This is a genomic window from Vannielia sp. (assembly GCF_029212645.1).
Lineage (GTDB): Bacteria > Pseudomonadota > Alphaproteobacteria > Rhodobacterales > Rhodobacteraceae > Vannielia.
This window is the reverse complement of record NZ_JARGND010000013.1, coordinates 13,343-38,622: the sequence shown is the minus strand read 5'-3', so window position 1 is coordinate 38,622 and position 25,280 is coordinate 13,343. Positions and strand designations below refer to the sequence as shown.

The window sequence follows — 25,280 nt, the reverse complement described above, 5'->3', positions numbered from 1 at the left end:
CTTGCACAATCGCCGCATTTACCGCAGGAACACAGCATGAACGCCCATGCCTTCACCCTCGCTGGCACCGCCCTGCACGCCCGCCCAACCGGCGCCCTCTGGCTGCCTGCGCAGCGGCTGCTCTGTGTCTCCGATCTGCACCTGGGCAAATCTGAGCGGATGGCGCGGCGCGGCGGTTCCCTGCTTCCCCCTTATGAAACGCAAGCCACGCTGGAGCGGCTGGAAGCAGAGGTTTCGGCCCTCGCCCCTAAAACCGTCGTGTGCCTTGGCGACAGCTTTGATGATCTTGATGCCGCCCTCTCCCTTCCCGACGAAATGCGCCTGCGGCTACAGTCAATGCAGGCCGGGCGGCAATGGCTTTGGATCGAGGGCAACCATGATCCCGGCCCGGTTGATCTTGGCGGCACCCATCTGGGCGAGCATCACGCAGCAGGCCTCACCTTTCGCCATATCGCCCGCCCCGGCTGCGCACCCGGCGAGGTTTCGGGGCATTACCACCCCAAACACCGCCTGCCCCGCGCAGGCACCTCGCGGCCTGCGTTTCTTTATGATGAAACGCGCCTGATCCTGCCCGCCTTTGGCGCCTATACCGGCGGGCTGCGCGCCCACACCCCAGCGCTTCGCGCTCTCTTTGCCACCCGCGCTATCGCCGTTCTGACCGGCCCGCAGGCGCTTGCCGTGCCGCTTTAAGGCTTGGCAATCTTCCCGCTTGGCGGGCCACCCCCTATCACCACCACGGCGCGCGCACGTCAGGCACCATGATCCCGGCAAAATTCGCGCTATCTTCCTGTCTGACAACCGATCAGACACAGGAGAACCACATGGCCCACACCCCCGATCCCATCCTTGAAGGGCGCATGATTGCGCTGCGCCAAGTGCTCGCTCTGCTCATTGCAGGGCGCTCACGCGACGAGATTATAAATTGGCTCGACAGTGCCATGCGGGACGGCCAGGAAGACCCCGGAGCCGTTGTTGACCCGGCCTTCGCTATTGAAGGGGCGCTCAGTGAGGAACGCGCCGCGATTGCGCGAGAAATTCACTTGCGATCAGGCCGTTAACCCTTCTGGCTCTGGCAGCCCGTTGGCGCGGCAACAGGCTGTCACGGTGTTGGCGAGCAGGCAGGCAATGGTCATCGGCCCCACCCCGCCCGGCACCGGCGTGATCGCCCCGGCGCGCTCTGCGGCGCTGGCAAAATCCACGTCGCCCACCAGCCGCGTCTTGCCCTCGCCCCTTTCGGGGGCCGGGATGCGGTTGATGCCCACGTCAATCACCGTGGCCCCCTCCTTGATCCACGCGCCCGGCACCATCTCGGGGCGGCCCACGGCGGCCACCACAATGTCGGCCCGCCCCACCACACTTTGCAAATCCCTGGTGCGCGAGTGGGCAATGGTCACGGTGCAGCTTTCGCCCAGCAACAGCTGCGCCATCGGCTTGCCCACAAGGTTGGAGCGGCCAATCACCACCGCATCAAGGCCAGAAAGCGAGCCCAGCGTATCGCGCAGCATCATCAGGCAGCCGAGCGGCGTGCAGGACACCATCGCCCGCTGACCCGTAGCCAGCAGCCCAGCGTTGATCACATGCAGCCCATCCACATCCTTGGCCGGATCAATCCGCGCCACGATCTCGGTTTCTGAAAGATGGTCGGGCACCGGGAACTGGCACAAGATCCCATGCACCTGCGGATCGCCATTCAGCCTGTCGATCAGCGCATAAAGCTCGTCCTGCGAAACATCGGCGGGCAGCTTGTGCTCAATGCTCGCCATCCCAACCTCAAGCGTTTGCTTGCCCTTGTTGCGCACATAAACCGCCGAGGCCGGGTCTTCCCCCACGAGGATCACCGCGAGGCCGGGGGTGATCCCATGGTCCTTTTGCAGCCGCGCCACATGCTCGGCCACCTTGCCGCGCACCTTAGCTGCAAAAGCCTTTCCGTCAATGATCGTGGCGCTCATGGCAGTATCCTTCTCCATCCGCTTTTGCCCGATATGCCCGATGCGGACGGGGCTGAAAAGGCAAATGACCAGCAAACCGGCGCAGCCCGCCCGATGGCCCGCGCCCATCTCAGGCGCAGGTTGGCTATGCGCGGTAAATCCGGCGGGTCAGAACAGCCCTTCCACCTCGCCCGCCGGGCCAAGCCCGATATTCTCGGCCGAGGGACGGCGCGGCAGGCCCGGCATCGTCATGATCTCGCCGCAGATCACCACCACAAAGCCCGCTCCGGCAGAGAGCCGCACCTCGCGCACCGGCACGCTGTGCCCGGTTGGTGCGCCGCGCAGGTTTGGATCGGTCGAAAAGCTGTATTGCGTCTTGGCCATGCAGATCGGCAAATCCCCATAGCCCGCCGCCTCCCATGCCTTCAGCTGGTTGCGGATCTTCTTGTCGGCCAGCACTTCGTCGGCGCGGTAAATTTGCCGGGCAATGGTTTCGATCTTCTCGAACAGGGGCATCCCATCAGGGTAAAGCGGGGCAAATTGCGCTGCGCCACTTTCGGCAATCTGGGCCACGCGGTTGGCCAGCGCCTCGGTGCCCTTCGAGCCATCGGCCCAATGGGTGCAAAGGATCGCCTCGCTGCCCTGTTGCGCCACATAGGCCTGCACGGCGGCAACCTCGGCCTCGGTATCAGAGGTGAAGTGGTTGATCGCCACCACGACCGGAACGCCAAAGCCTTTGAGGTTCTGAATATGGCGGCCAAGGTTTTCGCAACCCGCCTCAACCGCACTCACATTCTCTGGCCCAAGATCGGCCTTGGCGACACCACCGTTCATCTTCATCGCGCGGATCGTTGCCACCAACACCACGCAATCAGGCGCAAGGCCGGCTTTTCGGCACTTGATGTTCATGAACTTCTCCGCCCCCAGATCGGCGCCAAACCCGGCCTCCGTCACCACGAAATCCGCCAGCTTCAGCGCGGTTGTCGTGGCAATCACCGAATTGCAACCATGGGCGATATTGGCAAACGGGCCTCCATGCACAAAGGCTGGGTTGTTCTCCAGCGTCTGCACCAGGTTGGGCTGCATGGCGTCCTTCAGCAGCACCGTCATCGCGCCATCGGCCTTGATGTCCCGGCAGGTGATCGGTGTGCGCTCGCGGGTATAGGCCACGATAATATCACCCAGCCGCCGCTCCAGATCGGCCAGATCGCGCGCAAGACAGAGGATCGCCATCACCTCGGAGGCCACGGTAATGTCAAACCCCGTTTGGCGCGGAAAGCCGTTCGCCACGCCGCCAAGGCTTGTGACCACATCGCGCAGCGCCCGGTCATTCATATCAAGCACCCGGCGCCAAACCACCCGGCGCTCGTCGATCTCAAGCGCATTGCCCCAGTAAATGTGATTGTCGATCATCGCGCTCAGCAGGTTATGCGCGCTGGTGATCGCGTGAAAATCGCCGGTGAAGTGGAGGTTCATCTCCTCCATCGGCACCACCTGCGCATAGCCGCCCCCAGCCGCACCGCCCTTCATGCCAAAGCACGGCCCGAGCGAGGCTTCGCGGATGCAGATCGCCGTTTTCCTGCCAATCGCGTTCAGCCCATCGCCAAGGCCGACGGTGGTGGTGGTTTTGCCTTCGCCCGCCGGGGTCGGGGTGATCGCGGTAACGAGGATGAGCTTGCCGTTCTCGCCCTCCTGCAATCTTTCAATAAACCCGGCCCGCACCTTCGCCTTGTCATCGCCATAGGGGATCAGCTCCGCCTCGGGGATGCCAAGGCCGGCGCCAATCTCCTGGATCGGGCGTTTCCTGGCCTCGCGGGCAATCTCGATGTCGGACATCACGCTCATCTCGTGGCTCCTCTCGCACGTGAAGGTGTTGGGCCGGATGCTACGCCTGCTCTGCCCCCGCACAGGGCTGTTTTACGACATAAAGCGCGGCGAAATCGGCAGCCCGTTGGGTCAACTTCCCCAGTCCGGCCCCTGTGGTTTACGGCCCCGCCCAGGCGGGCTGATCAGGGATAAACAGGGAAAAACGCTCACCAATCGCGATTTCGCCGGGCCGCTCCACCCAAGCGGTGACCCCGCGCTTGGCCTTGGCCGCCGCCTTGAAGCCCTTGCCGTGACCCGGATGATCATCCTCGATCTCGCGGGCAGGCAGGTTGCAGGGGCCATTCTCAACATCCACGGTGAGCGTCGCCCCCGAGGGTGCCTGAAGCCGCGTGCCCGGCGGGATATGGGAGAAATCCCTGAGCCCCTTCACCACGATAGAGGCCCCAAGGTAGCTGGGCGGCAAGCCCTCCAACCCAAGAGACTGGCGTATCTCTTCCAACTCTTCCGCCGAGATGATCGAAAGTTGCCGGGTGTTGCGGATCTCGGTGCCGCGCTCCGGGTAAAGCGCCAGCACGCGCGAGCAGGACGGGCGCATAAACCCGCCGTGATCCTCCCCCTGCGGCCCCTCAAACCCAAGAACCATCCGCTCCAGCGGCACTGAACGCAGCGTCGCCTCACGGCTCTCCACATGGCCGAGCCACGTGATCGTTGCCGTTGCTTCGATCTTCACCAATCCGGCCATAACGGCCTCCCTCAACCTGTTATTTTAACGTGCCGTTTCGAGGGTAAAGAAGCCCCGCTTGAAGGGAAAGGGAAAGCGGACTTGAAAGGCAGCAATCCAGCCAGCAGCCGCGTTGACAGCCTTCCCGCGCACCAACTTGTCACACTTCCGCCGCACGACGCCGACTCGGTTGCCCCCAAGGCTCAGCTGAGTAGGGTGTAGAGAACTTGCTGAAATTGGGTGAAAATGCGTAAAGGTATCAAGCTGTTTGGCCGGGCATTCGGAGCTGTTTTCAGCAATCTGCATCTGGTGGCGATGCTGACCGTGCCTTTCCTATTGATCATGGCCGCACTGATATACGGCTTGGCAAACTGGATTAACGGGAATGTGGGCGCTCTTCTGGGCATGCCAGGAGCGGCCTATTACGCCATGGTAGCGGCAGCGGCTGCCGTATTTTTTGCCGCAGTTTTGTTTCTCGGGGCCCCTCATGCCATCGCCTGGCACCGCCGCGTCGCCAGCCCCGGCACGCCCCTGCAACTAAAGCACCTCGTCATCCGGCAAAACCGGGGGCGCTATCTGCTGAATGTTCTGGTCGTCGCCCTCCCCGTTCTCGCGGTTTTTGTAGTGCTGGGAGGGGGGCTGCCCATCCTTTTCGACCAGGCCTTTTTTGGGATACAGAACGAGCGCGTGTTCATGATCTCAGTTTGGGCCTACACTCTCGTTCATGACTACCTGCCAGGCTTCTCCTTCCAGGTCGCAGCAACGCTATTCGGGTTCGGTTTCCCTGCAGCGGCACTCGGAGACCGGCTGCCTTTCTGGCGTGGGCTCTGGGCCGGGTTCAACCGCGCAGGCTCTATGCTCATGGCCCTGCTGCTGCTGGAAGGCATCGCCTATTTCCTGCTGGAAGTTCTGGTGAAGCGGTTGCTCTATTGGAGCTTCACCAGTTTCAATGATCCCGGCTTCCTCTGGGGCGAGGTCATAGCCGGTTTCATCTTTTCCTGTTTCGGTATCCCGATAACGATCGTCATTCTGACTCTCAGTTACCTTGATTGGAGAGCAGAAAAAGAGCCCGCCGAGGCGGCGAGCTCTTGATCTTCTAAACCGTCAGGGAAGCTTATGCCGAAGGCTCTGGCTCCATCCCGCCGCCGCCCTTGGGCTTTGGTTTGGTCTTGGGGATCGCCGTCAGCGAGGGTTTGTCATCGGTCTCGCCCGATGCGCCATCATCATCGTCACCCCGATTGAGCGGCTCGCCCTTCATCACCTTGGTGATCTCGGCGCCGGTCAGGGTTTCGTATTCCAACAAGCCCTGCGCAAGCCGCTCCCACTCGTCGCCGTGCTCGGTGAGCACGCGCTTGGCGGTTTGGTACCCCTCATCAACAAGGGCTTTCACCTTCTCGTCGATCAGCTTCTGGGTGTGGCCAGAATGGTTGGTGCCACCGCCATAATTGCCAAGGTAGCTGTCCTGCTCATTGGCATAGTCAACATGGCCCAACTCATCGTCAAAGCCAAACTGGGTCACCATCGCGCGGGCGATCTTGGTCACCTGCTGGATGTCCGAGGTCGCCCCCGAGGTGACGTTCTCTTTGCCAAACTTCAGCTCTTCGGCGACCTTGCCGCCCATCGCCATGGCGATCTTGGAGGTGTATTTGGTGTAGGTCACGCTCAACTGGTCGCGCTCCGGCAGGCTCATCACCAAACCCAGCGCACGGCCGCGCGGGATGATCGTAGCCTTGTGGATCGGATCATGCTGCGGCACATAAAGGCCCACAACAGCGTGGCCAGCTTCGTGATACGCAGTAAGCTTTTTCTCGTCTTCGGTCATCACCATGGAGCGGCGCTCGGCCCCCATCATGACCTTGTCCTTGGCGTTTTCAAAGTCTTCCATCGTCACAAAGCGGCGGCCGATGCGGGCGGCCATAAGCGCGCTCTCGTTCACAAGGTTCGCCAGATCGGCACCCGAAAAACCGGGCGTGCCGCGCGCGATGATGCGCAGGTCCACATCGGGGCCAAGCGGCACCTTGCGGGCATGGACGCCAAGGATCTTCTCGCGGCCCTTGATATCGGGGTTGGGCACCTGCACCTGACGGTCAAAGCGGCCGGGGCGCAGCAGCGCCGGGTCCAGCACGTCGGGCCGGTTGGTCGCAGCAACGATGATGATGCCTTCGTTAGCCTCAAAACCGTCCATCTCAACCAGCAGCTGGTTCAGCGTTTGCTCGCGTTCGTCATTGCCGCCGCCGTATCCCACGCCACGCGACCGGCCAACAGCGTCGATCTCGTCGATGAACACAATGCAAGGCGCGTTCTTCTTGGCCTGCTCAAACATATCGCGCACGCGGCTCGCACCAACGCCAACGAACATTTCCACAAAGTCAGAGCCGGAGATGGTGAAGAACGGCACACCCGCCTCACCTGCAATCGCTCGCGCCAGCAGCGTTTTACCGGTGCCCGGAGGGCCCACCAGCAGCGCCCCCTTGGGGATTTTGCCCCCAAGGCGCGAGTATTTCTGCGGGTTGCGAAGAAACTCAACAATCTCTTCAAGCTCTTCCTTGGCCTCATCAATGCCAGCGACATCGTCAAAGGTGACGCGCCCGTGCTTTTCGGTGAGCAGCTTGGCCTTGGATTTGCCAAAGCCCATCGCGCCGCCCTTGCCGCCGCCCTGCATCCGGTTCATCAGGAAAATCCAGATGCCGATCAGGATGATGAACGGAAGCAGCGTGCCAACATAGGCAAGCAGCCCGTTTTGCTGCTGTGCCTTGGCGGTAAATTCCACATCGTTCTCAAGCAGCACTTCGCTGGCATCCACCGAGGGCGGGATGATGGTGGTGTAGGTCGTGTTGTCCGACGTGGTCACGCGCATGTCCTCGCCGTCGATGACAACCTCGCTCACCTCGCCCTTCTCAACGGCTTCCACGAAGTCGGAGTAGCTCAGATTGCGCGAAGACATCGTCGACTCGCCGTTCGAGAACATCTGAAAGAGCAAAAGGATCAGGCCAAACAGCAGGACCCAGAAAATGATATTACGTGCGTTGCCCATGGGGCAGCAACCTCCCGGTATGGATGCAGGTCATGCCACTTTGCGCAGCACTCGGTGCAACATAAGGTTTTTGGGCCGGGGTTCAATGCGACAGTGTCGCGGAAACAAGGTGTTGATGTAACAAAAGCAGGCGCGCGGTGTATCCAGCGGGCTTTCCGGCCAGGGGCGCGGCAAGAAGCCGCTCGCCGTTCCAAAGCGCCGGACTGGCCATAAGCGAGTTGCGGGGAAGGCCGCTTGCCTTGGCGTCGGGGCACTCTGCCAAACCGATCTCACCCAGCGCCGCAATATGGCTGCCCGCTGCGGGCCGGGGGCCATCAAGCTTCCAGCGCCCATCCCAAGGCGCCGATGGCAGCCCTGCCGCATGGGTCACGGCAGCATACTCCCGCGCTATGCGGGTGTGGGTTTTTTCACGGGTCAGGAGGCAGCCATGCAGCGTGGTTTGGCGCGCGCGCTCAAGGGTGTGCAAAACGGCGCGCAGCGAATCGTAGCGCGGGCGATAAGGGGCCGAGGCCACCCAGCCCAGCGCATCGGCGGTGATCCTCAGCCGGGATTCCTCTGGCTCATCGGCCAGGTCATGCGCCAGCAGCACATCACCACGATCCACCTTTACGTGCTGCGCCACCGCGCGCCGCGCCATCTCTTCCAGCGCATCCCGCGCCAGCGCCATTTGCCCCGCCGTGCGCACCAGCCGCTCCGGGGTGAGGCCCAGCGCCGAAAGCTGCGCCGTCATCTTGCGCGCCTTCACCCGGTCAAAACGCGGATCCTCGTTTGACGGATCGTCAATCCAGTCCATACCCCGCGCCTCCAGCCAGGCGCGCAACTCCTCGCGCGTGGCGTCCAGCAACGGTCGCACCCAGATGATCCCCTGCCCCGCAACCGCGCGGCGCATCGCCGCCAGGCCATCCACCCCGGATCCACGCGCCAGCCGCATCAGCACGGTTTCGGCCTGATCATCAAGGGTGTGGCCCAGCGCCACATGGCGCAGCCCTTCGCGCTCGGCCCAGTCGGCCAGCAAGGCACGGCGGGCGGCGCGGGCGGCGTCTTGCAGGTTGCCCTCCCCGGCCCAGCCGCCCCATTCGAGCACCTCATGCGCGATGCCCAGATCTTCACAAAGCTTGCCCGCCCGCGCGGCCTCTGCTGCCGACCCATCGCGCAACTGGTGGTCAACCGTCGCCGCCTTCAGGGCGCAATCAGGCGCCCAGGCGCGGGCCAGAAGCAACAGCGCCGTGCTGTCACCACCGCCAGAAATCGCAATACCAAGGGAAGCGGGTGGCCCGTCCGGAAACAGCGCATCAAACGCCGCACCGACCCGGGCCTCTAGGCTCAATTGCAGCCAATGGCGCGCCGTTTCGCGCCTGCTTCATAGGCCATATCACCATCAGGAAAGCGTGTTTGCACTTCGCCCAGGGTCACACAAGCCTCGCTCGTCTGGCCCAGCTCAGCCAAGGTGCTGCCAAGCTGAAGCAGCGCCGAGGCCGCCAACGGACCCTGCGGATCACCGGAAAAACTCTCCAGATAGGCACGCGCGGCCTTGGCCGTTTCGCCCTGCTCCATCAGCGCTTCGCCCCGGTAAAAATGCGCCGACCCGGTCAGCGGTCCGCCCGGATAGGTTTCGGTAAAGGACGCAAAGAGGTCAACGGCGCTTTGAAAGCTACCAGAGTCGAGGGCCTCCTTCGCCCGGTCGAAATCGGCCTGCTCGGCCACGGCCATCGCGGGGCCGCCAGAGGAGGGTTCGCTGCCCGTCACAGGCGCAATCGCGGCGGTGCTGTTGTTGCTCCCGCCACTCGACGCCGGTGCCTCGCCACCAATTGGCAACGTGTCGCCAATCTCACCAAAGTCACAGCCCGGCTCAATCTCGCAAACGCGAAACTCAAGGTCGCCCACCCGGTTGGTGCCATCGGTGACCACCCGGTCAATCCGGTTCTGCATCTCCTCGGTGCGCGAGGTCAGCGCCTGAAGCTGCGCCTCAATCGCGTTCACCCGGTCCAACACCGATCCAGCCGACGATACACCACCGGCCCCCTGCGTGGTCGATAGCTCGCGCTTGAGCTTCTGGATTTCCACAAACACCACCGAAAGCTCCTGGCGGATGTCAGCCAGCGTTTCAGCCTGGCTCTGCGCCAGTGCCGGTGCAGCGGGCCACGCGATGAGCGCAGCGAAGAGCAGCCTCCGGATCATCGTCTTACGAGCCCTGACCAGCCGAAAGTACCGTCACTGCGCGGCGGTTCTTGGCGTAGCACACCTCGGTCGAGCACACCTCGATCGGCCGTTCCTTGCCGTAAGACACCGTGCGCAGCCGCGAGCCCGCGACCCCTTTCGAAATCAGGTATTCCTGAACCGAATTGGCGCGGCGTGCGCCGAGGGCAAGGTTGTATTCCCGCGTGCCCTGCTCATCGGCGTGGCCTTCCACGATGGCCGAATAGCTCGGGTTGGATGCCAGCCAGGTGGCCTGCCCATCAAGCGTTGATTGCGCCTGCGGCGACAGCGTTGACTGATCCACCGAAAACAGGACGCGGTCGCCCACATTCTGCTGGAAATACGCGGGCGAACTCGGGTCATTCACGCTGTCATACCCCGCGCCGCCGGCGTTCGCGCCCGCCCCGTCATTTGCTCCGCCGGCTCCAAACCGGCCCGCATCGGTACAGGCCGAAACGGCCACCGCAAGGGCGATAAGCCCGGATTTCACGAGAATATTCTTCATCTCGGCTGCCTCTCCACCGTTTCGCCCGTGTTGCCGGGCGTTTTACTGTTGCGACACCTATATCACCCCGTGCCGCGCTTGGGAATCGCCCTTGTGCCTCAGGGCAACAGGGGCGACCACGCCGGATCGCTCGCAGGCCCCGGCGTTGGAATGCGCTTCAGGTTGCGCCCCGTCAGGTCCACCGAATAGAGCGCCGGTTCACCCTGCGCCCCCGATCCAACGCGGGTAAACATGATCACCCGGCCATTGGGGCTCCATGTTGGCCCTTCATCAAGAAAACTTGCCGTGAGCAGGCGCTCTTCAGAGCCATCTGTGCGCATCACGCCAATATGGAACCGCCCCTGATGCTGCTTGGTAAAGGCGATGTAATCGCCCCGCGGGCTCCAGACCGGGGTGCCATAGCGCCCCTCGCCAAAGCTGATCCGCGTCGGTTCGCCACCATTCGCCCCCATCACATAAAGCTGCTGGTTGCCCGAACGGTCACTCTCAAACACGATCTTCGAGCCATCCGGCGCGTAGCTTGGCGCGGTTTCAATGGCAGGAGAGTTGGTGAGCTGCGTCGCAGCGCCCCCCGGTGTCAGCCGATAAATATCTGTGTTGCCACCCTTTTCCAGCGAAAACACCACCGTGTTGCCATCCGGCGCAAAGCGCGGCGCAAAGGCCATGGTGCCGGGCTGGTCCTCCAGAATGCGCCGCTGCACCGTGCCCACATCCATCATGTAAACCTTGGGAAACCCGGTTTCGTAACTGGTGTAGATCACCCGGCTGCCATTGGGCGAAAACCGTGGCGCCAGCACGATCGAGGCGCTATCGGTTAGATACTGCACATTCGCGCCATCGTAATCCATCACCGCAAGCCGCTTCTGGCGGGCGTTCTTGGGGCCGGTTTCCGAAACGAACACCACGCGGCTGTCAAAATACCCGCCCTCGCCGGTGATCCGGCTATAAACCTGATCGGCAACCTTGTGGGCAATCCGCCGCCAGCTTGTGGTGGTGCCGCCCAGTTGCAGCCCCTCGCCCAGCGGCGCTTCGGAAAACACGTCAAACAGGCGGAACTTCACCGTCACCCGGCCACCCTCGGCCACCGAAACAGCCCCCGTAACCAGCGCCTGCGCGTTGATCGCTTTCCAATCCGCGTATTGCACGGGCGCGTTGAAATCGCTCACCCCGGAGATGAACGCATCGCGCGGGATCTGCCTGAACAGCCCGGTGCCGCTCAAATCATCCGCCACAACCTGCGCCAGTTGCGCGGCCAACTCCTGCGCGGCGGCGTTTTCGGCACTGAAGGTGGGCACCGCAAAGGGCAGCGGCTCAATCACACCTTCGGTAATCTCAATGCGCAGCGGGCCGTCCTGCGCCAGCAGCGGCCCGGAAAGCCCCAGCGCAAGCGCCAAACCAGCCATGAGTTGCGTCAATCTCTTCATACCGCCCTCTTTCATCGCATTTGCCCTGCGTTGAAGCCCTTATTTCCAAGGCACGCCGCATCGGCATGAACCCGCCTTGTCGCAGCCTGGTCTCTCTGTTTCATGACACGATTCCCCCACCCGGGTCGAATGTCATCTCAAAGCGCATCAAGGCCCTGTGAGGCCCGGATTGCCCTCCAAGGCGCTCTCCCAAGTGGGCGCGCTGCGCAACATTCATGGCCCGCATCCTCACTTGATCCTCATCTTCTCGGGGTTGAAGACCATCTCGATCTCTGCCCATTCGCCATATTTCTCTGCCGGCAGCGGAAAGCCCCTGGCACCACACCGGATGATCGCCCGGCGGGCCGCTTCAAACGCCTGCTTAACGGCCCCGTCCGCGCCGCCTTCGCTGCCCACCATGCGGATGCTTGCGTTATCTGGCTTGCCATTCTCGTTCATCGAAACGGCCACCGTTACCGTCACCCGCAGCGCATCGCTTGACAGGCTGCCAACGTTCCAACACTGCTGCACACTCACTCTCAGCGCATCTTTCTCGCCTGCGGTCATCGGCGGGCCGCCGCGCGAGGGTGTGGGGCGCGAGGCGCTGTCGCTGCTGCTGGTGCCCGAATTGCTGCTGTCACTGGCCGATTGCGCCGCCGCCTCTGCCGCGGCATCCGTCACCTCTGCGGATGTGGCCCGGCGGGCCGGGCGCTTTGGCGGGCGTGGTGAGCCGGTTGGGGCGAGCGCGGCCACAACCTCACCACCCGTTTCCTCCTCCTCGGCCTCGGTCACGATCTCGCTGGCGGCGGCCTCCGGTGCCGCCTGCTCTTGCTCCTCGGCCTCTGTCACCTGCTCCTCTGCGGGCAGGGCCTCGGCCGCCTCGGTCGCCTCGGTGTCAACCGTTGCGTCAGGCTCGGGCGGGGCCACCGGGGTGGGCGCCACACGATTGGCCGGGCGCTCTTTTGGGCGCTTTGAGGTGTCGAGCACCAGCGCCGCGCCTCTGGGCTCATCGGTTGCGGGCGTGGGCGGGGGGGGCGGCGTTTCCTGTGCCACCTCCGGCTCTGGCGCAGGCGATGTATCCGGCTCCGGCGGTGTTTCTGGCTGCGCCTGCTCTACCGGGGCCGGCGGCGCGGGCTGCTCTGGCGGGGTCTCCGGCGCGGTTGGTTCCGGCGTTTCCGCCTGCTCTGGCACATCAGGCGCATCAGGGGTTTGCTCACCGGGGTTCAGCACCCCATCCGGCGTGGGCGCATTGGCCACCAGCGCGGCATATTCCTCACCCGATATCATCGACACATTGGTCACAACCGGCTCTGGCGTGGACCAGTCCAGCCAGCCGCCAATCATCACCCAGCCGATCAGGCCAATATGGCCTACGCCCGAAACGATGGTGCCTGTGTCAAGGTTGCCCGGCATGATGCCCGCCCTGCCCTAACCGTCCGACCCGTCAAGCGCCGGGCCGCCGGTGTCTGTCACCAAGCCGATATTCGAGAACCCGCCCGCGTTGAGCGCCCCCATGACCCGCATCACGCGCTCATAGGGAATGGCCCCATCGGCGCGCAAAAACACCTTGTCACTCTCCCGCTCTGCCGCAATCGAGCGCAGGCGGGTGATCAGCGTGGCCTCGTCAACTGGCGTGGTCTGGATCAGCACCTCACCCGCCGCCGTGATGGTCACGGTCAGCGGCTCTTCTTCCACCGAAGGCAGCGCCTCGGCGGCGGTTTTTGGCAGTTCCACCGGCACCCCCACCGTCAGCAAGGGAGCAGCCACCATAAAGATGATCAGAAGCACCAGCATCACATCCACAAAAGGTGTGACGTTGATTTCGCTCATCGCAGCCGCCCGGCCCCGCCCACGGCTGCGCCGCTTGCGGTTGCCGCCGCCCGTGTTGATAACACCCGCACCCATGGCTCAGCTATCCAACTGGCGCGAAAGGATGGTCGCGAATTCATCGGCAAAGCTCTCGTAATTGCCAACGATCCGGTCGCTGTCACTTGAAAGCTTGTTGTAAAAGATCACCGCCGGAATGGCCGCCAGCAGGCCCAGCCCGGTGGCCAGCAGCGCCTCGGCAATGCCGGGGGCAACCACCGCAAGGTCGGTCGATTTGCTGATGGCGATTTCCTCAAAGGCATTCTTGATGCCCCAAACCGTGCCAAACAGGCCAATGAACGGCGCTGTCGAGCCGACCGTGGCCAAAAACGGCAGGCCCCAGTTGAGCTGCTCGGTTTCCTTGGCAATCGCCACATCCATCGAGCGGTCAATCCGCGCCTGCGCGCCTGCAATCAGCGCCCCATCTTCGCGGTGCGAGCGCCGCCATTCGATCATCCCGGCGGCAAAGATCTTCTGGCTCGCGCCCTTTGGCTCTGCGCCGATCTGGTCAAAAAGCTCGTCCAGCGGCTCGCCTGACCAGAAGGCGCGGTCAAAGCTGCCCGCCTCGGAGCGCCGGGCGCGGTACATCAACAGCTTGCGCACGATGATCGACCATGACCAGAAGGACGCAACGATCAGCAAGACCATCACGAGTTTTACGGTGAATGTAGCGCGCATGAAAAGCGCCAGCAGGGAGAAGTCGATCTCCTGCGCTATTGCAACTGTCTCGGAGCCCATAAGCCTGTCCTGAACCGCCTCTATATAGGTGTCGCCCCCAATCCCATGGTCCGGAGGCCCGCTCGAATGTAACCGCTCTGCGGCGGCCTTATGACGCTGACAATACATAGACTAAAAGGCAAAAGCCAACACGTTCGCGTGTGTGCAGGCACGACGCGCGCTCAAAAGCGGCGGATTGTGGCTTGAAGCCCTCAGCGGGCTAACGCGGCCGGATCAATCTGCATTGGGCAATCACGGCCCGCCCGAGGTGCGGTAAGGCTCCCAATCCATGTCCTCGATCGGGGCTTCGGGCTTCACCGCCCAGCCGCCCTCGGTGCCGCGGCCCTTGGTGAGGGATGTGCGCTTGATCGCAATCACCACGATGGCCGCTTAGGCAATATTCTCTGCAATAGAACTATCGGTCGTGCGTTCCGGCAGGTTCACCCGTTTTACACCCTGCGCGCCCCGACACCTGGCCTGACAAATCTCCTGAAAATACCCCGTGCCACCTTCCCACCTGCGACGACGCAACATATAGTGTGCGCCAAACAAGAACAGGGCAGAGGCGGGCGAAATATCGCCGCCAGAAGGGCAAGGGCCATGGCGCATATCATCGTTGTGGGCAACGAAAAGGGCGGGTCGGGCAAATCGACCACCTCCATGCATATTTCCACCGCACTGGCGCGGATGGGGTGGAAGGTGGGTGCGCTCGATCTGGACCTGCGCCAGCAAAGCCTTGCGCGCTACCTCGATAACCGCCGGGTGTTTGCGCAGGCCAACGGCCTGACGCTCGCCAGCCCGGAATACCGTGATTTGCCGCAGGTTGAGCCGGGGCAACTGGCCGAGGGTGAAAACATCTTTGACCGCAGGCTTTCGGCGGCGGTCGCCGGGCTGGAGGCCGAAAAGGATTTCATCCTGATCGACTGTCCCGGCTCGCACACCCGCCTCAGCCAGGTCGCCCATTCACTGGCCGACACACTTGTGACCCCGCTCAACGACAGCTTTGTTGACTTTGATCTATTGGCGCGGATTGATCCGACCACGGGCAAGATCATGGGCCCTTCGGTTTATTCCGAAATGGTCTGGAACGCCCGCCAGGTCCGCGCTCAGGCGGGCCTTAAGCCGATTGATTGGCTGGTGGTGCGCAACCGTCTTGGCGCGCAGGCAATGCACAACAAAAAGAAAATGGGCGACGCACTCAACAAGCTTTCGCGCCGCATCGGCTTTCGCGCCGCACCCGGCTTTTCCGAGCGGGTGATCTTCCGCGAGCTGTTCCCGCGCGGCCTCACCCTGCTCGACCTTGGGGATGTGGGGGTTGAGCGGCTCAACATTTCCAACGTCGCCGCCCGGCAGGAGTTGCGCGATCTCATCACAACCCTGCGCCTCCCCGGCGTCACCGCAGATTTCTAAGGCCCGGCCGCCCGCGCCCCGATTTAGCTGGCACCGCCAATCGCGGCATTCACACGGGCAAAGAGCGCATCTGAATTATCCGCCGCAGGCTTCATGCTCACCGGCACCTGCTGCGTCACCTCTTTGCGCACAGCGGCCATGATGTCTGCGGCCACTTCGGCATCCTGGCGGGCGGCCAGCGGGCTTTCCTGTTTCACCGCTTTCGGCCCGGCGATCTTTTCCGAAACACCCCGCCCCGGCAGCGCACGCTTCAGCCCGCCACTTTCCATCTTGGCAAAGTCATCAATCCCGTCCCGGTTCGCCGCATAAACACCCGTTTCATCGGAGCGCCGCCCAAGCGCCAGCACCTCGCGCATCACCTGCGCCCCCGAAGACCCATCGGCCATTTCGGGGCTGTAGGCCGCAATGCGCACGAGGTCAGTGTCGGGATCAAGATCATCCCAGCTTGCCTCGCCCTCTTCCGCCTGATCGGCCAACACAGCTTCGGGCGCATCGCCATTAGCCGCACCACTACCGCGCAGCCGCGCATTTCGCCGCCGCGCGTTCAGGATCATCCCAAGGTTCATCAGCACCAAACCGGCAAAGCCCAAGGCCGCCACCTGCGCCCAGGGGCCAAGCGGCCCGGCCACGGCCGCACGCCCGGCGCGGAAGGGCGCAATGATAACAGGCGCATCGCCAAGCAGGCGGCCATTCTCGGCAAAAGTTTCGCGCAACGTCGCTTCAAAAGCGCCCATGTCGCTGATACGGCCCGCAATATCCATAACTGGCCCAACCGTGCCGTCCGCGATATGGCCCGCGAGCAAGGTATCAATCTCGCCGTCACCAAGGCCGGGGCCGTTAAGGCCCTGCCGATAAAGCAAAATGCCCGCCGCTGGCCCGGTCACATCCGTTGCGCCAGCGGGATACACCGGCAGCATCACCGCCACATCGTTCCCGCCCTCAACCGGCACCATCAAATCAAACTGCATTGAGGCATCAAGTTGGCCCTGAACCTGCACCTCGCCACCTTTGGCAATGTCACGCTCGGGGGCGAAGCGCTCAATCGCAACCACCTCCGGCTGTACCGGCCCAAGATCGGAACCACCGAAACTGGCCACCGCAGGCACCAGAATACGCCCCGTCCCCTGCTGAAACGCCACAAGCCCGGCCAGCCCAAAAGCCGCCAGCGAAGCCAGCGTGAACACCACCGTCAAACCTGTTGAAAAACCGTTCTTTTTGCCCATCTCAGCACACCTGCACTGCCCCTGATTGTTGACCGGAGTGCCACGAAACCATGCCGGGATTGTGGCAGCGGGTGGGAAACAGGGTGTCAACTGATGACAATTCACCCTTGCTCAGGTTGGCAAAGCCGTCGTCTTGAACACCGTCCTCAGCGCAAATGAACTCTGCATTTGCTGCACACCGGGCAGCCGCGCGAGATACTGGCGATGGATACCGGCAAAATCCTCGGTGTCCTCGGCCACCACCTTCAACAGGTAATCCGCCGTGCCGCCCAGCAGGTGGCATTCCAACACCGCAGGCACCCGCGCCACCGCCTTTTCAAAGGCGTCGAGCACCTCGTCTGTCTGCCCCGAAAGCTTGATTTCCACAAAAACCGTGGTCGCCAGCCCCAGCTTGCGCGGGTCCACCAGAGCCACATAATCGCGGATCACCCCGGCCTTCTCCAGCCGCTGCACCCGCCGATGGCAGGCCGATGAGGACAGATGCACCGCCTCGGCCAGCTCGGCATTGGTCATCCGGCCGCGCCGTTGCAAGGCGGCCAAAATCCGGCGATCTGTCTCGTCAATCTCAGGCTGCACGCACAATCCTCCCGCCAATCCCCGCTGGATCGGCGCAACTATCGCGTATCTTCACCGCAAAAGAAAAGGCCCGCCAGTTGAGGCGCGCCTTTCCGATCTTCCTGGTGTGGGGCAGCCCCACGATCGGGTTCAAGCTTTCTTGAGCGAGTCCCGGATCTCCAGCAGCACGTCCAGCTCGCTGGGGCCGCTTTCAACTTCGGGTGCAACCTCTTCGGGCTTCTCTGCCGCAGCCTTCACCTTATTGACGTAGCGCACCAGCATGAACACCACGAAGGCGATGATCAGGAAGTTGATCACAGCCATCACGAAGGAGCCCCACGCAAAAACGCTGGCGCCAGCTTCACGAGCCGCTTCCAGCGATGCGCCCTCAGGCACGGTACCTGCAAGAACCACGTAGTTGTTGGTGAAATCCAGACCGCCGGTGAAAAGACCGATAATCGGGTTGATCAGATCGGCCACCAGCGACGAAACAATCGCCGTGAACGCCGCACCGATGATGATACCAACAGCCATGTCCATGACATTGCCCTTAGCAATAAAATCCTTAAATTCGCTGAACATCAAACAGCCCCCTTTTGCCACGAGCGCCACAACGGCGCCCCCATAGTCAACGTGTATTGTGTAACAGGGCTTGTTCTATGACACAGGGTCTTTTTAGGTGCGAAACGAGTTACCTTCGCGGCAACCAGTAAATAAGGAACACCTCTACATGACCGACCTTTCAGACTTTTTCGTCACCAAACGCTGGCCGGTGGAAGACCCTGCCAAGCTTCAGCTTTTCTCCTTTCCCACGCCCAATGGCCGCAAGGTCGGCGTGGCATTGGAAGAAATGGGCCTCCCCTATGAGGCGCACCGCGTCACCGTATCGGACGCCGATGTGAAAAGCCCCGAGTTTCTGTCGCTCAACCCCAACAATAAAATCCCCGCGATCATCGATCCCGATGGCCCCGATGGCGCGCCACTGGCGCTGTGGGAAAGCGGCGCAATCCTGATCTATCTCGCGGAAAAGTCAGGGAAATTTTACGGAAACTCAAACCGCGAGCGGGCCATCATCAACCAATGGCTGATGTGGCAAATGGGCGGCCTTGGGCCGATGCTCGGCCAGCTTGGGTTTTTCGTCAAGTTCGCCAGCTCCAAGGTCGAAGATCCGCTGCCCCGCGAGCGTTTCATCGCGGAGGCCAAGCGCCTGCTCGCCGTGCTTGATGGGGCTCTGGAAGGCAAAGACTGGGTCGCCGGGGATTATTCCATCGCCGATATGGCCATCGTGCCATGGCTCATGGGGCTGGAATTTTACGGCGCAGAAGAGCTCGTTGGCTTGCCCGATTGCAAGAACGTCACCGCCTATATTGCCCGGTTTCAGGCCCGCCCCGCCGTTCAGACCGGGCTGAACGTGCCGCCTCGCGAGGGCTGAGCGCACCGCAAAAAGAATCGGGGCGCGGCGGCCAATAAGCCTCCCGCGCCCCGCGTATCTTGCAGGCAATCCGCGCTTTAGCCGCGCAGCTCGCCGCCGGTGGCCTTTGCCACCTTTTCCACCACCTTCGCCGAAACCCCCGCGATGTCTTCGTCGGTGAGCGTTTTGTCGGTGGGTTGCAGGCGCACGGTGATCGCAAGGCTCTTCTTGCCCTCACCAAGGCTGCCGCCGATGAACTCATCAAACAGCCGCACATCCTCGATCAGCGCCTTATCGGCCCCGCGAGCGGCATTGATCAGGTCCAGCGCCGCCACATCCGCGCCCACCACAAAGGCAAAGTCGCGCTCAACCGCCTGAAGATCGGCCAGCTTGACGGCCCCGCGTGAGGCCCCCTTGGCCTTTTTGGCGGGCACCGCATCAGGCCAGATCGTAAAGCCAACTGCCGGGCCTTTCACGCCCATCTCGCGCAGCACCTTCGGGTGGATTTCGCCGTAAACCGCCAGAACGTTCTTGCCCAGCGCCATCACCGCCGAGCGGCCCGGATGCCACCAGCCCGCCGCCTCACGCCGGATCTGGCAGCGCTCCGGGGCCCCGAGTGCGGCCAAAACCGCCTCGCAATCGCCCTTCGCGTCATAGATATCCACCTCGCGGCGGCTGCCAAAACTGTCACGCGGGCCAGTCGCGCCCACCAGCAGGCCCGTGGCCAGCAAACGCTGCTCGCCCGGCTCACCACCATGAAAGGCCGTGCCCACCTCAAACAGCGCCATCTCGCTTGCGCCCCGCGCCTGATTACGCGCCGCCGCTTGCAACAGCCCCGGCAGCAACGCCGGGCGCAAATGGCTCATCTCACTGGAAATCGGGTTTTCCAGCCGGGTGGCATCGGTGCCGCCCCCAAAAATCTGCGCGGTCGCCTCGTCGATGAAGCTATAGGTCACGCATTCGTTGTAGCCGAGGCTGGCAATGGTGCGCCGTGCGCTGCGTTCGCGCTGCTGGCGTGGCGTCAAAATGGGCTTGGGCACACCAACTTGCGCCCGCGCCATCGGACGGCCCACCAATCCGGTGAGCGAGGCGATGCGCGCCACCTCTTCCACCAGATCAGCCTCGCCTTTCACATCTGGGCGCCACGAGGGCACATGCGCCATGTCACCTTCCAGCACAAAGCCCAGCGCCTCAAGTGACGCACGCTGCGCGGCCTCCGGAATTTCCATCCCCACAAGGCTTTCAATCCGCTTGGGGCGCAGCTTGTAGGCGCGGTCGGTGTCGGGCAGCTCTCCTGCCTCGATCAGCGTGCTCGCCTCACCGCCGCACAGCTCGATGATCATCGCCGCCGCATCATCCGCCGCCTGGCGGTTGTAGCCCGGATCAATCCCGCGCTCGTTGCGATACCGCGCATCCGAGGTGATCTTCAGCGCGCGCCCGGCATTGGCGATCTGCACAAAGTCCCAATAGGCCGCCTCAAGCACCACGTTGACAGTGCCTTCCGTGCAGCCCGACTCTTCGCCCCCCATGATCCCGCCAACGCTTTCCACCCCGTTTTCATCGGCAAACACCAGCACGCCCTCGGGGATGGTGTAGGTCTTGCCATCCAGCGCCAGCAGCTCCTCGCCGCCCTTGGCACGGGTGATGGTGAGGTCGCCAGACACCTTGTCAGCATCAAAAACATGCAACGGGCGGTTGCGGTCATAGGTGAAGTAGTTGGTGATATCGACCAGCGCCGAGATCGGGCGCAGCCCAACAGCCCGCAGCTTGCGTTGCAGCCACTCGGGGCTGGGGCCGTTGTTCACACCACGAATGTAGTACCCATGAAAGGCGTGGCAGCCGTCCTTGGCCGCCTCGTCCAGATGCACCTTCACCGGGCTTTCAAACCCGCCCTCGATCGTGGCATGGGCGATCGGCTTCAGCTTGCCAAGGCCCCGTGCGGCCAGATCGCGGGCAATCCCGTGAACCCCAAGCGCATCAGGGCGGTTTGGCGTGATGGCAATCTCGATCACCGGGTCAACGCGGGTTGGCTCATGCGCCGCCAGCCAATCCACAAACCGCTCGCCCACCTCACCAGAGGGCAGCTCGATAATGCCGTCATGCTCCTCCGAAAGCTCCATCTCGCGCTCCGAGCACATCATGCCGTGGCTCTCGATACCGCGGATCTTGCCCACCTGGATCGTCGTGTCGATGCCGGGCACATAGGTGCCGGGCTGGGCGATCACCACCGTGATCCCCTGCCGCGCGTTCGGCGCACCGCAAATGATCTGCACCTCGCCCGAGGCCGTGGCCACCTGGCACACTTTCAAACGGTCGGCATCCGGGTGCTTCTCGGCACCCACCACCTTGCCGATGGTAAAGGCCCCAAGCCGCGCGGCAGGGTCTTCAACCCCTTCCACTTCAAGGCCCAGATCAGTGAGCGCGTAGAGGATTTCATCAAGAGAAGCGTCCGTTTCCAGATGCTCCTTGAGCCAGCTCAGGGTGAATTTCATCTCAGGCGTCCTTGGCAATGCGCGGCGGGTTCGGCGCGTTGTCTAACCCATCGCTCCGGCGGGGGAAAGGCCGCGCAGCGCCTGCCCTGTCAGGGGGCATCAAGGTAGGCACGGGCAAAGGCGAACGGCGCATCGCCCAGTACCTCGGCCCGCTCTGGCAAATGCTTCAACTCCAGCCGATAGCCAAGGCTCGGCGACGGATTGGGGCTTTGCACCTGCACCGGCCAGCTTAGTGTGCCACCCGCCGGCAGCACGTAGCCTTTGTCGCCGGGCACAGGTCGCTCCACCTCTGCCTCAAAGGGCCGTCCCTCCGATGTCACCATGAAGCGGATGGATTGGACAAAACGCTCCGGCAACACCCGCTCAACGTCCCCCTCATTCTCAATCACCACGTCGCCCAACCGGATCTCATGGTTGCCGTCCGGGTTGCGCTCAAGCCTGCGATAGTCCTGCCGGAACCCGATCCGCAGCCCGTCATAGCTGATGAAGTTCGGCGCACGATGCACGTCACAAGCCTCCAGCACGCCGTGATCGTCCAGCCCCATGGGCACATCCGTCAGGTAACGGCCATAAGACAGGCACATCGGCCCGACGAGCAGCGTATCCTGATAAACAACCCGCAACGCGCGCCCGCCCGGCACTGCAACCCGCTGACCCCACGAATAAACCCCGCCTTCTGACAGAACATATCGCCCGATCACCTCGGCCTCGCCCACGGCATCGGCATATGCACCCGGCGCCCATTCCTTTTCCCGCCGCAGAAAGTACAGCGCGTCGCCCAGCCAAAGCTCGCCTTGCCGCTCTAGCGCGGCCTTCATGTCAAGCGTTGGATGGGTGCCAAGGCTCTGCATCTCCTCGCTTTGTGCGATCTTTCCCAAGAACACCGCGCCGCTATCCAGTTGGAACAACCACAGCGGCTCGCCGGAGAAACCTGCTTTCTCTGCTTGAGCGACCGGCGCATCAAACCGCGCCACCTCACTCACCGAGCCATCCAACCGTGCCAGCCGCACCGCCGCGCCATCGGCATAAAGCATCCCCTTGTTGGCGCTGATGTCCTCCACGCCCGCGCGGGTCGTGACCGAGCTGTCGCAGTCCATCTCAAAGGCCCCATCGCCCCAATCGGCCAAACGCTGCGCCTCGGCCCAAAGCCCGCCGTTCATCCGGTAAAAGCTGTGGCAAAACGGGGTCACCTCCCCCTCCGGGCGCTCCGGCAACGCTTTATCGCGGTAATACCCCTGCTCCCCCAGCGCGTAGACGTTGCCTGAAACGCCCACCAACTTCGCCCCCGGCACGGGGTTGTCCATTACCTTCGCGCTGCCCTGCCATACATGGGCGTCATCCACCGCCCAGCCGTGCGCTGCCACACGAAAGCTCGCTGGATCGGCCCCCTCAAGGCGGTGGCCACGATACCAGACCGACGCTTTGTCGATCCCGTAATCACGGCTCAGCCCGACAAAACTGGCCGTATCCGCGCCAAGCATCTGCCGCCCCTGCACGCTCTCCGAATTGAGGGCCGTACCAAGAGTGAAGATCGCCGCAGCTACCTTTTCGCCCGACGACATCGGCCGCCAAGCCATCACCCCGTCCTCGTTGACCCACACAGATTCCGCAGGTGAAGCCCCCCGCGTGTCATCGCCGAGGGAGATATCCTCCAGTTTCGATGCAGACGTGCCGACGCCGATGGCAACGGTGATAAACACCGCCAGGAAGGCAGCGGCTACAACGCCCGCGATACCCACGATGACCCACCAAATCTTACCCATCACTCGCACTCCACCACGCCGCAATTACCGCCAACTTAGCCCGCACTTCGGCCAATACCTAGCGTTCCGCCCGCTCGGCAAGTTCCTCATAGTCCCCCATCCGCAGCAGCGTGATCTCCCGCACCAGCCGGATCGTAGGTTTGGCCAAAAACAGCACCGAGCCCACCGTAAACAGCCAGATCGCTGCCGTTTCCAAGCTGTTCCAGAAAAACAATACCGACCCGATGGTAAAACAAATCGCCGCCCCGAAATCGACCAGCGTGTAGGCCAGTTCATACAAAGCCCAAATCCGGCGTGACTCAGCGCTTTTCTGGCGCGTTTCATGGCGAAATAGCTTCATCACTCAATCCTCCGTTTCTTTCTGTCCCCACCTAGGGCTCTGTCAGATTTTTGCCGCTTTTGCCAAAATTTTGCCACAATTGCGCCGCAACATCGTCTTGAACCGGTGGGGGCCGATTCTATTGACGTATTTGGGGGTACAAATGCTGTCATCTGTTCTTGACTCTCTCGGCGGATTTCTCCGGCCATTAGCCGTTGCCGTTCTGGTGCTCGTGGGCCTCGGCTTCATGAACAACACACCCGGCGCAACAGGCACCAACGGCTTCGGTTGTTCCGGTTTCACCTCAAACCCGGAGTTGAACCGCGCGCTCTGTCGCTTCAATCCCTCACGCCTGTGGAATACACCCGTGGTTGACCTCATTCCCGGCGTCACCAAGGGTGAGGCCGCCAACTAGCGGCCACTGGCCCGCCCCGCCACTCGGCTCGTTTCCCTCGTTAGCGGCTGCGTGGCGGGGCGGTGCATTGCCCGCCTTGCGGCGTCGCTGGCCAACCCCATGCTGAACGGCCTCAATGCAGGCTCCTACACCTTCACCAGCGGCGAACTGGCGGCCAAAGGCAGGGCTACCCCGGCCACATTTTCTTGCTGAAAATATCCAATCCCGCCACCAAGCAAACAGCCCGGCACCGGCATGGTGCGCATAGCGCCAAAAAGGGCTCTTTAGCGGCTCACCCCGGCATGCAGGCTCGGCATATCCAGCGGTGAAAATCCGTAATGCTTCAGCCAGCGCAGATCGCTCTCAAAGAACGCCCTGAGATCGGGGATGCCATACTTCAGCATCGCCAGCCGGTCGATCCCGATGCCAAAGGCAAAGCCCTGCCATTCCTCCGGATCGATCCCGCCCGCGCGCAGCACGTCGGGGTGGACCATGCCCGAGCCAAGCACCTCAAGCCAATCGTCGCCCTCGCCCACCTTCACAGTGCCCCCCTCAAAGCTGCACTGAATATCCACCTCCGCCGAAGGCTCAGTGAAGGGGAAGTGGCTGGCGCGAAAGCGGGTTTTCACCTCGATGCCAAAGAAGGCGGTGAAAAACTCTTCCAGCACCCACTTGAGATTGGCCATCGAGATATCCTTACCAATCGCGAGGCCCTCAACCTGATGGAACATCGGCGTGTGGGTCTGGTCATAATCGCAGCGATACACCCGACCGGGGCAAATAATGCGGATCGGCGCGCCCTGCTCCTGCATCGAATGAATCTGCACCGGGCTGGTGTGGGTGCGCAGCACGTTGGGCGGGCGCTCATCGCCCTCGCCACGCGCCATGTAAAACGTGTCCATCTCCGCGCGGGCCGGATGGTGGCCAGGGATGTTGAGCGCGTCAAAGTTATACCAATCGTCCTCGATCTGCGGCCCCTCGGCCACCGCAAAGCCCATATCGGCAAAAATCGCGGTCACTTCCTCGGTGACCTGGCTCACCGGGTGGATCGTGCCTTGGCGGCGCGGGCGGGCGGGCAGCGTCACGTCCAGCACTTCGCCCTTCAGGCGCTCGTCCAGCGCGGCGTCGGCCAGCGCTACCTTCCGGTCCGCAAGGGCCGCGTTGATCTCGTCTTTCAGCGCGTTCAGCGCAGGGCCGGCAACCTGGCGCTCTTCCGGGGTCATCTTGCCCAGCTCGCGCATCTTCAGGCTTACCTCGCCCTTCTTGCCCACAGCGGCAAGGCGCAGCTCTTCCAGCGCGGCCTCATCAGCCGCCGCTGCAATCGCCCCAAGGTATTTTTCGCGCAGCTCGTCCATAACTCTGTCCCGCTTGCCAATTGGTGCCCCCTGCTATCGCGGCGGCGCGCTGGCTTCAAGCCTCGCACAGCTTCGCCATCGCAGCTTTGAAGGGCGGGCGCCTCCACCGTTAGCGCCGCCGCCCCGGCGAAGCCGCTCTTAGCCCCCCACAAACAAAAAAG

At 62.8% G+C, this 25,280-nt stretch carries 25 protein-coding genes; 6 read left to right on the top strand and 19 right to left on the bottom strand.

Annotated features, from left to right (window positions below):
* The first annotated feature begins 36 nt into the window (after positions 1 to 36).
* The gene (pdeM, locus tag P1U55_RS06310; RefSeq protein WP_301046683.1) at positions 37 to 690 is read left to right on the top strand and encodes a ligase-associated DNA damage response endonuclease PdeM; all 654 of its coding nucleotides are present in this window, start codon (positions 37 to 39) and stop codon (positions 688 to 690) included.
* A gap of 131 nt (positions 691 to 821) precedes the next feature.
* Positions 822 to 1,058: a hypothetical protein gene (locus P1U55_RS06305; protein WP_301046682.1), complete on the top strand. Its 237-nt coding sequence runs from the start codon at positions 822 to 824 to the stop codon at positions 1,056 to 1,058.
* On the opposite strand, the gene folD is transcribed toward P1U55_RS06305, so the two are convergent.
* From folD to P1U55_RS06290, 3 genes are all read right to left on the bottom strand, one after another.
* Positions 1,047 to 1,949: a bifunctional methylenetetrahydrofolate dehydrogenase/methenyltetrahydrofolate cyclohydrolase FolD gene (gene folD, locus P1U55_RS06300; protein WP_301046681.1), complete on the bottom strand. Its 903-nt coding sequence runs from the start codon at positions 1,947 to 1,949 to the stop codon at positions 1,047 to 1,049. The two genes, P1U55_RS06305 and folD, sit on opposite strands and share 12 nt — an antisense overlap.
* Positions 1,950 to 2,096: 147 nt before the next feature.
* Positions 2,097 to 3,773 carry a formate--tetrahydrofolate ligase gene (locus P1U55_RS06295; protein WP_301046680.1) on the bottom strand — a complete coding sequence of 559 codons (1,677 nt, stop codon included), beginning with the start codon at positions 3,771 to 3,773 and terminating at the stop codon, positions 2,097 to 2,099.
* A gap of 139 nt (positions 3,774 to 3,912) precedes the next feature.
* Complete coding sequence (locus P1U55_RS06290) at positions 3,913 to 4,497, bottom strand: MOSC domain-containing protein (protein ID WP_301046679.1); 585 nt, start codon at positions 4,495 to 4,497, stop codon at positions 3,913 to 3,915.
* Positions 4,498 to 4,722: 225 nt separating this feature from the next.
* Here P1U55_RS06290 and P1U55_RS06285 point away from each other — a divergent pair, with 225 nt between their 5' ends.
* A complete protein-coding gene (locus P1U55_RS06285; protein WP_301046677.1) occupies positions 4,723 to 5,568 on the top strand; it encodes a hypothetical protein in 846 nt (281 codons plus the stop codon).
* A 22-nt stretch (positions 5,569 to 5,590) separates the two neighbouring features.
* Here the strand turns inward: P1U55_RS06285 and ftsH are convergent, their stop codons facing one another.
* The 9 genes from ftsH to P1U55_RS06240 all read right to left on the bottom strand — a co-directional run bounded on the left by ftsH (position 5,591) and on the right by P1U55_RS06240 (position 14,578).
* Complete coding sequence (gene ftsH, locus P1U55_RS06280; protein ID WP_301046675.1) at positions 5,591 to 7,510, bottom strand: ATP-dependent zinc metalloprotease FtsH; 1,920 nt, start codon at positions 7,508 to 7,510, stop codon at positions 5,591 to 5,593.
* Positions 7,511 to 7,592: 82 nt separating this feature from the next.
* Complete coding sequence (gene tilS, locus P1U55_RS06275; protein WP_301046673.1) at positions 7,593 to 8,837, bottom strand: tRNA lysidine(34) synthetase TilS; 1,245 nt, start codon at positions 8,835 to 8,837, stop codon at positions 7,593 to 7,595.
* Positions 8,834 to 9,688: a tol-pal system protein YbgF gene (gene ybgF / locus P1U55_RS06270; protein ID WP_301046672.1), complete on the bottom strand. Its 855-nt coding sequence runs from the start codon at positions 9,686 to 9,688 to the stop codon at positions 8,834 to 8,836. The genes tilS and ybgF overlap by 4 nt, the downstream gene beginning before the upstream one ends.
* A 4-nt stretch (positions 9,689 to 9,692) precedes the next feature.
* Positions 9,693 to 10,211, bottom strand: a complete 519-nt coding sequence (gene pal / locus P1U55_RS06265) for a peptidoglycan-associated lipoprotein Pal (RefSeq protein WP_301046671.1) — start codon at positions 10,209 to 10,211, stop codon at positions 9,693 to 9,695.
* A gap of 98 nt (positions 10,212 to 10,309) precedes the next feature.
* The gene (gene tolB / locus P1U55_RS06260; RefSeq protein WP_301046670.1) at positions 10,310 to 11,635 is read right to left on the bottom strand and encodes a Tol-Pal system beta propeller repeat protein TolB; all 1,326 of its coding nucleotides are present in this window, start codon (positions 11,633 to 11,635) and stop codon (positions 10,310 to 10,312) included.
* A 228-nt stretch (positions 11,636 to 11,863) separates the two neighbouring features.
* Complete coding sequence (locus P1U55_RS06255; protein WP_301046669.1) at positions 11,864 to 13,027, bottom strand: hypothetical protein; 1,164 nt, start codon at positions 13,025 to 13,027, stop codon at positions 11,864 to 11,866.
* A gap of 15 nt (positions 13,028 to 13,042) precedes the next feature.
* On the bottom strand, positions 13,043 to 13,519 hold the full coding sequence (gene tolR / locus P1U55_RS06250; protein ID WP_301046668.1) for a protein TolR: 477 nt from the start codon (positions 13,517 to 13,519) through the stop codon (positions 13,043 to 13,045).
* Between the two features lie 3 nt (positions 13,520 to 13,522).
* Positions 13,523 to 14,218, bottom strand: a complete 696-nt coding sequence (gene tolQ / locus P1U55_RS06245; protein ID WP_301046667.1) for a protein TolQ — start codon at positions 14,216 to 14,218, stop codon at positions 13,523 to 13,525.
* A 231-nt stretch (positions 14,219 to 14,449) separates the two neighbouring features.
* Positions 14,450 to 14,578, bottom strand: a complete 129-nt coding sequence (locus tag P1U55_RS06240) for a hypothetical protein (protein ID WP_301046666.1) — start codon at positions 14,576 to 14,578, stop codon at positions 14,450 to 14,452.
* Between the two features lie 219 nt (positions 14,579 to 14,797).
* Here P1U55_RS06240 and P1U55_RS06235 point away from each other — a divergent pair, with 219 nt between their 5' ends.
* Entirely contained in the window at positions 14,798 to 15,607 is an 810-nt protein-coding gene (locus P1U55_RS06235; RefSeq protein WP_301046665.1) for a division plane positioning ATPase MipZ, read from the top strand.
* A 23-nt stretch (positions 15,608 to 15,630) separates the two neighbouring features.
* On the opposite strand, the gene P1U55_RS06230 is transcribed toward P1U55_RS06235, so the two are convergent.
* The 3 genes from P1U55_RS06230 to mscL all read right to left on the bottom strand — a co-directional run bounded on the left by P1U55_RS06230 (position 15,631) and on the right by mscL (position 17,967).
* Complete coding sequence (locus tag P1U55_RS06230; RefSeq protein ID WP_301046664.1) at positions 15,631 to 16,830, bottom strand: hypothetical protein; 1,200 nt, start codon at positions 16,828 to 16,830, stop codon at positions 15,631 to 15,633.
* A 111-nt stretch (positions 16,831 to 16,941) separates the two neighbouring features.
* A complete protein-coding gene (locus tag P1U55_RS06225) occupies positions 16,942 to 17,406 on the bottom strand; it encodes an Lrp/AsnC family transcriptional regulator (RefSeq protein ID WP_301046663.1) in 465 nt (154 codons plus the stop codon).
* Positions 17,407 to 17,535: 129 nt separating this feature from the next.
* Positions 17,536 to 17,967: a large conductance mechanosensitive channel protein MscL gene (mscL, locus tag P1U55_RS06220; protein WP_301046662.1), complete on the bottom strand. Its 432-nt coding sequence runs from the start codon at positions 17,965 to 17,967 to the stop codon at positions 17,536 to 17,538.
* A 148-nt stretch (positions 17,968 to 18,115) separates the two neighbouring features.
* On the opposite strand from mscL, the gene P1U55_RS06215 reads away from it, so the two are divergent.
* Positions 18,116 to 18,817: a glutathione S-transferase N-terminal domain-containing protein gene (locus tag P1U55_RS06215; RefSeq protein WP_301046661.1), complete on the top strand. Its 702-nt coding sequence runs from the start codon at positions 18,116 to 18,118 to the stop codon at positions 18,815 to 18,817.
* A 77-nt stretch (positions 18,818 to 18,894) separates the two neighbouring features.
* Here P1U55_RS06215 and pheT read toward each other — a convergent pair whose 3' ends face one another.
* The 3 genes from pheT to P1U55_RS06200 form a co-directional block, all read right to left on the bottom strand.
* The gene (gene pheT / locus P1U55_RS06210; protein ID WP_301046660.1) at positions 18,895 to 21,288 is read right to left on the bottom strand and encodes a phenylalanine--tRNA ligase subunit beta; all 2,394 of its coding nucleotides are present in this window, start codon (positions 21,286 to 21,288) and stop codon (positions 18,895 to 18,897) included.
* 89 nt (positions 21,289 to 21,377) lie between these two features.
* The gene (locus P1U55_RS06205) at positions 21,378 to 23,051 is read right to left on the bottom strand and encodes a DKNYY domain-containing protein (RefSeq protein WP_301046659.1); all 1,674 of its coding nucleotides are present in this window, start codon (positions 23,049 to 23,051) and stop codon (positions 21,378 to 21,380) included.
* A gap of 58 nt (positions 23,052 to 23,109) precedes the next feature.
* The gene (locus tag P1U55_RS06200) at positions 23,110 to 23,391 is read right to left on the bottom strand and encodes a YrhK family protein (RefSeq protein WP_301046658.1); all 282 of its coding nucleotides are present in this window, start codon (positions 23,389 to 23,391) and stop codon (positions 23,110 to 23,112) included.
* A 79-nt stretch (positions 23,392 to 23,470) separates the two neighbouring features.
* Between P1U55_RS06200 and P1U55_RS06195 the strand changes: the two genes are divergently transcribed.
* On the top strand, positions 23,471 to 23,785 hold the full coding sequence (locus tag P1U55_RS06195) for a hypothetical protein (RefSeq protein WP_301046657.1): 315 nt from the start codon (positions 23,471 to 23,473) through the stop codon (positions 23,783 to 23,785).
* Positions 23,786 to 24,048: 263 nt separating this feature from the next.
* On the opposite strand, the gene pheS is transcribed toward P1U55_RS06195, so the two are convergent.
* Entirely contained in the window at positions 24,049 to 25,119 is a 1,071-nt protein-coding gene (gene pheS, locus P1U55_RS06190) for a phenylalanine--tRNA ligase subunit alpha (RefSeq protein ID WP_301046656.1), read from the bottom strand.
* Positions 25,120 to 25,280 lie beyond the last annotated feature (161 nt).

Bases quoted from the DNA above. Each gene is read 5' to 3' on its own strand.
- pdeM (WP_301046683.1), top strand. From the start codon at position 37: ATGAACGCCCATGCCTTCACCCTCGCTGGCACCGCCCTGCACGCCCGC.
- P1U55_RS06305 (WP_301046682.1), top strand. From the start codon at position 822: ATGGCCCACACCCCCGATCCCATCCTTGAAGGGCGCATGATTGCGCTG.
- folD (WP_301046681.1), bottom strand. From the start codon at position 1,949: ATGAGCGCCACGATCATTGACGGAAAGGCTTTTGCAGCTAAGGTGCGC.
- P1U55_RS06295 (WP_301046680.1), bottom strand. From the start codon at position 3,773: ATGAGCGTGATGTCCGACATCGAGATTGCCCGCGAGGCCAGGAAACGC.
- P1U55_RS06290 (WP_301046679.1), bottom strand. From the start codon at position 4,497: ATGGCCGGATTGGTGAAGATCGAAGCAACGGCAACGATCACGTGGCTC.
- P1U55_RS06285 (WP_301046677.1), top strand. From the start codon at position 4,723: ATGCGTAAAGGTATCAAGCTGTTTGGCCGGGCATTCGGAGCTGTTTTC.
- ftsH (WP_301046675.1), bottom strand. From the start codon at position 7,510: ATGGGCAACGCACGTAATATCATTTTCTGGGTCCTGCTGTTTGGCCTG.
- ybgF (WP_301046672.1), bottom strand. From the start codon at position 9,688: ATGATCCGGAGGCTGCTCTTCGCTGCGCTCATCGCGTGGCCCGCTGCA.
- pal (WP_301046671.1), bottom strand. From the start codon at position 10,211: ATGAAGAATATTCTCGTGAAATCCGGGCTTATCGCCCTTGCGGTGGCC.
- tolB (WP_301046670.1), bottom strand. From the start codon at position 11,635: ATGAAGAGATTGACGCAACTCATGGCTGGTTTGGCGCTTGCGCTGGGG.
- P1U55_RS06255 (WP_301046669.1), bottom strand. From the start codon at position 13,027: ATGCCGGGCAACCTTGACACAGGCACCATCGTTTCGGGCGTAGGCCAT.
- tolR (WP_301046668.1), bottom strand. From the start codon at position 13,519: ATGGGTGCGGGTGTTATCAACACGGGCGGCGGCAACCGCAAGCGGCGC.
- tolQ (WP_301046667.1), bottom strand. From the start codon at position 14,218: ATGGGCTCCGAGACAGTTGCAATAGCGCAGGAGATCGACTTCTCCCTG.
- P1U55_RS06235 (WP_301046665.1), top strand. From the start codon at position 14,798: ATGGCGCATATCATCGTTGTGGGCAACGAAAAGGGCGGGTCGGGCAAA.
- P1U55_RS06230 (WP_301046664.1), bottom strand. From the start codon at position 16,830: ATGGGCAAAAAGAACGGTTTTTCAACAGGTTTGACGGTGGTGTTCACG.
- mscL (WP_301046662.1), bottom strand. From the start codon at position 17,967: ATGTTCAGCGAATTTAAGGATTTTATTGCTAAGGGCAATGTCATGGAC.
- P1U55_RS06215 (WP_301046661.1), top strand. From the start codon at position 18,116: ATGACCGACCTTTCAGACTTTTTCGTCACCAAACGCTGGCCGGTGGAA.
- pheT (WP_301046660.1), bottom strand. From the start codon at position 21,288: ATGAAATTCACCCTGAGCTGGCTCAAGGAGCATCTGGAAACGGACGCT.
- P1U55_RS06205 (WP_301046659.1), bottom strand. From the start codon at position 23,051: ATGGGTAAGATTTGGTGGGTCATCGTGGGTATCGCGGGCGTTGTAGCC.
- P1U55_RS06200 (WP_301046658.1), bottom strand. From the start codon at position 23,391: ATGAAGCTATTTCGCCATGAAACGCGCCAGAAAAGCGCTGAGTCACGC.
- pheS (WP_301046656.1), bottom strand. From the start codon at position 25,119: ATGGACGAGCTGCGCGAAAAATACCTTGGGGCGATTGCAGCGGCGGCT.